The 5281-nt window shown below is 35.8% G+C and carries 6 protein-coding genes; 1 reads left to right on the forward strand and 5 read right to left on the reverse strand.

Annotated features, from left to right (window positions below):
- Positions 1-607 precede the first annotated feature (607 nt).
- From GVK91_RS27015 to GVK91_RS27035, 5 genes are all read right to left on the reverse strand, one after another.
- Positions 608-1546 carry a proline dehydrogenase family protein gene (locus GVK91_RS27015; RefSeq protein ID WP_159732702.1) on the reverse strand — a complete coding sequence of 313 codons (939 nt, stop codon included), beginning with the start codon at positions 1544-1546 and terminating at the stop codon, positions 608-610.
- A gap of 15 nt (positions 1547-1561) precedes the next feature.
- Positions 1562-1966 carry an NUDIX domain-containing protein gene (locus tag GVK91_RS27020; protein WP_075993047.1) on the reverse strand — a complete coding sequence of 135 codons (405 nt, stop codon included), beginning with the start codon at positions 1964-1966 and terminating at the stop codon, positions 1562-1564.
- A 211-nt stretch (positions 1967-2177) separates the two neighbouring features.
- A complete protein-coding gene (locus GVK91_RS27025) occupies positions 2178-2798 on the reverse strand; it encodes a PhzF family phenazine biosynthesis protein (protein ID WP_200845720.1) in 621 nt (206 codons plus the stop codon).
- A gap of 30 nt (positions 2799-2828) precedes the next feature.
- Complete coding sequence (locus GVK91_RS27030) at positions 2829-3194, reverse strand: DUF4406 domain-containing protein (RefSeq protein ID WP_228280216.1); 366 nt, start codon at positions 3192-3194, stop codon at positions 2829-2831.
- A 61-nt stretch (positions 3195-3255) separates the two neighbouring features.
- Positions 3256-3837 (reverse strand): Crp/Fnr family transcriptional regulator, encoded by a 582-nt coding sequence (locus GVK91_RS27035; RefSeq protein ID WP_159732705.1) that lies wholly within the window; start codon positions 3835-3837, stop codon positions 3256-3258.
- A 314-nt stretch (positions 3838-4151) separates the two neighbouring features.
- On the opposite strand from GVK91_RS27035, the gene GVK91_RS27040 reads away from it, so the two are divergent.
- On the forward strand, positions 4152-5087 hold the full coding sequence (locus GVK91_RS27040; RefSeq protein WP_159732708.1) for an Rpn family recombination-promoting nuclease/putative transposase: 936 nt from the start codon (positions 4152-4154) through the stop codon (positions 5085-5087).
- Positions 5088-5281 lie beyond the last annotated feature (194 nt).

Below are 5281 nucleotides of genomic sequence, written 5' to 3' on the forward strand. Positions count from 1 at the left end.
TTTGATACAGTGGATTAAAAGAGAATATGGTTTAGTATATCAAAAGGCGCAAATTTATAACTTGCTAGCCAAGGTTGGAATTATCTTTGAAAAGAAACTTGGCCTAATATCTAAAGTGTAATTATTTATTGTACTTTCACCAAAATTGATGAAGAACCCCATCCGACCGAAATGACTGGCACAAATCAAACCGTAATATCCACTTTTGCCGAAATCGGGTAATGTACGCTCAAATTACTGTGCATGATAAAAGCATGGGCATGAAAGATTATCATCTTTACAACAAAAATGGTCTTGCTTTTTATGTTTTCAGGAAATGGATGTAGATTTTCGCAATGGCGTAAAGGAGGTTAAATGACTATTCGATCAAGTTTTTATGAACTTATTGCGCTTTTAGCTTTATTTATTAATGTTGGTTTTGTCTGTTTGGAAAGATTTTGTTTGCAGCTTCTAAACTTCTTTTTTATGTCCTGTGGGAAAGTGAGCGATTCGAATTGATCCTCATTTTTCATTTGAAAAATTTGAGCTGTGCAATAATTAAATTAATGAAATAAATTTTGTGTTAATAGAAAATTCATCGTTTTGATGAACTTTCTATTAATAATTGCTATTTCGATTCGACAATATCCTGCAATGCTCTGAACAAATTTAATGGATATTCAGCTAATCGGTTGCAGAGATAAAGGTACCATTCCTGACCGTAAACGAAATAGAGTTTTGTTGGATAGCCTTCATCTTTCAATTGGGCCAACTGATCGGTTTGGATTCCGAAAAGACTTTCAAACTCGTAGAGTTCTTTATTTGGTTTTAGCGTATCTATAAGTTTTTTTACTTCCTGTTGTATTTCATGATGATGGGTTGCGATGGAACAGGGGTGGCCTTTTGAAAGTAGCTGTTCGACAAAATAAATATAGCGGTCATTGAGTTCCTGTCCACGTGGTAGGGACAGTCCTTTAGCAGTTTCAAATGCTCCTTTTACGATACGGATACGTCCCCTTTCATTACACATTGCTTCAAAATCATCAGTTGTCCGATGGAGGTAGGCTTGTAAGGTAATGGACAGGTTGGCATACTTCTTTGAACCATTTTGATAGAGTTTCAAAATGCGGTCAGTTCTGTCTGTTCCTTCAGCACTAATAATAACTTCCCTGTCCTTTGCTGTTTCACATATTTTAGATAAGTGCTCATAACAAAGACTTTCAGAGACTTCTAGTCCAATGTGCGAAAGGTCCAGTGAAATCGTGGAATTGAGATTTTTTTGCTCGATTGCTTTGCAGATATCCAAAAATTCATCCGTCGCTTTTGCCGCTTGCATAATAGATCGAGTGCTTTCACCCATATACTCGATCGAACACTTAAAACCGGTATCATTTGAATCTTGTACTTTTATTAAAGTTTCCGAAAGATTTTCACCGCCAATGTATCGGTCAGCGGCTTTCTTCATTAGCTTGTAGAGTGCTTCGTTATTTAAAACATAAGCTTTTGCATCTTCATTTAATGCAGCTTTCCTTAATGCTTCAGCACCGATTGATAGTAATTGTTCCATCTAATAATATTAAAATTAATGTATAAGCTTCAAAGCATTTAACTTATCCAATATGATCTTTACAACAGCTGATGTTCGATCCCTATCCTGATAGGTTATCCATTCCAATGATGCTATTTCATTTGTCGGTTCAGGATTTCCGGAATAATCAGCAAAATAACATGTCATCCTTACTGATATACCATCAGTTTTACCATCGGCAAGAGCCTCGAAAGTTTCAAAATATTGCACTGAATCTTCTTTGATTTGGACATTAAGTTCCTCATGAATTTCTCTTTTTAAGCATTCTAAATCTGTTTCACCAATTTCTCTCTTGCCTCCAGGTAGATATAGCTTTGATTTTGAATGGGAAAGAGCTGTTAATACTTTCTTTTCAACTATACAGATTAAAGCAACTTTGTCAATAATGTTATCTTTCATCTTATAAAATTAATAAATTTAAAATGCGCTGTCCGCCAGCCTTTGTGTATGTGCCTTCAGATTGATTTTAAACTGTTTTTATTGACAATGAAATTAAATCCAAAAGCGCCCAACAGAATATGTTCTTGCCTTACCAGCAATAATTACGCGATCAGGCTTGTTTTCACAATACAACTTTCCACCTCTTTCTGATAATTGCAGGGCTAAAAGCTTATCCTTTGTTAATCTTTTCTTCAAGAATGGAAGACTGTGGGGTGAAAAATCTTGAAACAAAATCGCTGTCTGTCCCTGCTGCTGTTACTACTACGCCTCCCGGATCAAGATTGATAAGGTCAAAAATGGATCTGTCAATTCTGATATTTGTTATATCCTGCTCAGATTCATACAACAGTACATAATCTCTAGATTTGAGGACCTCTTTTGGCTTGATATTTAATGATCTCTCAATAATATCGGGCAGGGCAGTAGGTTCTGGCATTCTGGAAGGAAAATCCATATAATAAACACCATCTTCTACATCTACTTTTAACGGTCCCACCTGGGTTTCAAAAATGATTCTTTTTTTTTGATAACTCAGGTGTGCAACTAAACAATGGGCTGTTGCAAGGGTTGCGTGCCCACATAGATCCATTTCAATCTCGGGCGTAAACCATCTCAGGTGTATAATATCACCTTTATCGATAAAAAATGCTGTTTCCGCAACCGCATTTTCACGGGCTATTTTTAAAAGTGTTTCGTCGGGTAACCAGTTTTTTAAAGGTACAACGCATGCGGGATTACCATGAAATACCTGTTCTGTAAAAGAATCGACTTGATATATTTCTAACTCCATAAAGTATATTTTTTGTTAGTAAAAATTTGGTTAAAGAAGCTCCGATACGGGAATTTCTTCTACAGAATGATAAATTTTCAGTCCTCTTTCCTGGGCTAACCGTACATCTTGATCAGCTCCTTTTGATTCTCCTTTGATTCGCAATACGGCATCGCATTTCTCGAGCATCCGATGTGCTATGGGATATTGGACTTCATTCCACTGCTGATCTCCAACATGTGTTGATCCTGCTAATTTTATCAATGGAAGTGCCATCCATTCACCAATGAACGGTATATGCCCTTTTCTAAAGATTTCTAAAGCAAATGATTCAAGGTTGTCCAGGTTCTTTTTCATTAAAACCGGATCATCGTTAGTGCCACCTCGATAAGGGCCCGCAATTAATATTAGCATCATATTTACATTCTTTAATTACTGCAAATTAAAGGTGTCCAAACTTGAAAAAAAATAAACTACTTTAAGACTTCCGCTTTTTTCGCTTGATCATACTTAAAAACTCAGGTGTGATTCCTAAATAGGATGCAATTTGTTTTTGCTTCACTTTATTGGCAACATCAGGATATTTGTTCAGGAATATGTCAAAGCGTTCTTCGGCGGTTAACGAGAGATTTTGAATCACACGCAATTGTTCCCTTATATAGGCATTTTGCATCAAGATCCTAAAAAAACGTTCAAATTTTGGTACTGTTAAATAGAGTTTTTCCAGATCATTTTTTTGCAGCTGATAGATGATGCTATCTTCAATAGTGTCAATGGTAAGCATGGCGGGAAGTACATTTATAAAGCAGTACATATCTGTTATCCACCAGTCTTTTATGGCAAACATAATAGTCGATTCTCTGCCGGACACATCAAGGTAGAATGCCCGTAATGCTCCAGTATCAACAAAATAAATGGAATTACATAATTGCCCCTGAGTTAATATCATGCTTCTACGCGGTACTTTTACTTTTTTTAATACCTTAAGAAATTGTGCAACTTCATTATCGTCTAATGTTATGTGCTTAGCAATATTCTCCAAAATTAACCCATGTTCCATTCTTATTCTATCTTAATCAAATGTAGTGATTTTTGTTTTTTTGTTCAGCTTATTATATTGGAGATTTCGATACCATTGACCATCCAGATTCAACATCCGGTTACCATTCAATACGGATAATTTTGACCATTTGAATTTGTATTTTATCTAAAGCGTTAATAAGATAATGTGGGGAGCTGCTATTAAGACAATTTTTCAGCTCGTGCGATTGACTATCAATATAAGTTACTTGTCTACTTATGTTATTTACTAATTATTTTAGTATTTTTCAATTTATTGTTGTATATTTGACTGATAACCAATTAATAAATATTATGGCTAGATTAAAAAAACATTTGGGTAGGTATGTAGATCCACGTACCGATTTCGGTTGGAAATTTTACTTTGGTAGGGAGGACAACAAAATCTTACTGATTGAGTTTCTCAATAGTCTATTTCATGGAGAGAAGATAATTTCGGATCTAAGATATAAGCCTGTAGAACATGATGGTGATTATGAGGAAATGCGTCGTGTTGTATTTGATTTACATTGTATTGGCAGCGATGGTGAGGTTTTCATCATTGAGATGCAGCAGCTCTTTCAAGAATTTTTTAAGGACCGTGCAGTGTACTATACCTCACGTCTCATCAATAAACAATTAGCGCGAGGTAAGAAGGGGAGTGATTATTACCTACCGGAGGTTTACTTTATTGGTATTTTGGAGTTTGACATGGATAGAAATGGAAGTTCTGGTATATCCCGTGTCACAGAGCGGCCTTATTTCTATGATGTTGCGCTGTGTGACAAATTGACCAAAGAAATATTCTATGATAAATTGGGATATAAAATGATTTCGCTTCCATTATTTAATAAACAGCCAGAAGAACTAAAGACAGTTATGGATCAGTGGTTGTACTTACTTAAACACTTGAGTACCATGGATAGATTGCCAACATTTTTGGATAAAAGAATATTTGGTCTTATCTTTGAGATAGGAGAGATAGGTAAATTAACGGAGGAGGAGCTAATGTCATACGAAGCAAGTTTAAAACATAAGCGTGATGCTGAGAGCGTATTTAATTCGGCCAAGAAATCAGGAGAAGCTTTAGGTCACGCTAAAGGTCTAGCAGAAGGTAAAGCCAAAGGTCTAGCAGAAGGAGAGCGTAAAAAAGCTCTTGAGACTGCTAAAGCATTTAAGGAAATGGGGCTACCTATAGCTGATATTGCTAAGGGCACAGGACTTTCTGTCGAAGAGGTCGAAAAACTCTAAGTTTCTTTATTTTGGATGACTGCCCCCCAGTAGATGAAGGGCACGAGCCGATTAAATTGGTTGACACAGGTACTATAATAAAAAGCAAATATTATTTCATTTATTTTTCTCTAATTCTTTGCTAACTTTGTTCTTCATGAGGAAGCATATTGTGATTGTTCACTTGTTATGTTTACCTTGTGTAGTGCTGGCAA

It is taken from the genome of Sphingobacterium sp. 18053 (assembly GCF_902706145.1).
Classification (GTDB): Bacteria; Bacteroidota; Bacteroidia; order Sphingobacteriales; family Sphingobacteriaceae; genus Sphingobacterium; species Sphingobacterium paramultivorum.

What these genes read in the sequence shown, in the direction of transcription:
- GVK91_RS27035 (WP_159732705.1), bottom strand. Translation starts at nt 3,837, where the DNA reads ATGGAACATGGGTTAATTTTGGAGAATATTGCTAAGCACATAACATTA.
- GVK91_RS27015 (WP_159732702.1), bottom strand. Translation starts at nt 1,546, where the DNA reads ATGGAACAATTACTATCAATCGGTGCTGAAGCATTAAGGAAAGCTGCA.
- GVK91_RS27020 (WP_075993047.1), bottom strand. Translation starts at nt 1,966, where the DNA reads ATGAAAGATAACATTATTGACAAAGTTGCTTTAATCTGTATAGTTGAA.
- GVK91_RS27030 (WP_228280216.1), bottom strand. Translation starts at nt 3,194, where the DNA reads ATGATGCTAATATTAATTGCGGGCCCTTATCGAGGTGGCACTAACGAT.
- GVK91_RS27025 (WP_200845720.1), bottom strand. Translation starts at nt 2,798, where the DNA reads ATGGAGTTAGAAATATATCAAGTCGATTCTTTTACAGAACAGGTATTT.
- GVK91_RS27040 (WP_159732708.1), top strand. Translation starts at nt 4,152, where the DNA reads ATGGCTAGATTAAAAAAACATTTGGGTAGGTATGTAGATCCACGTACC.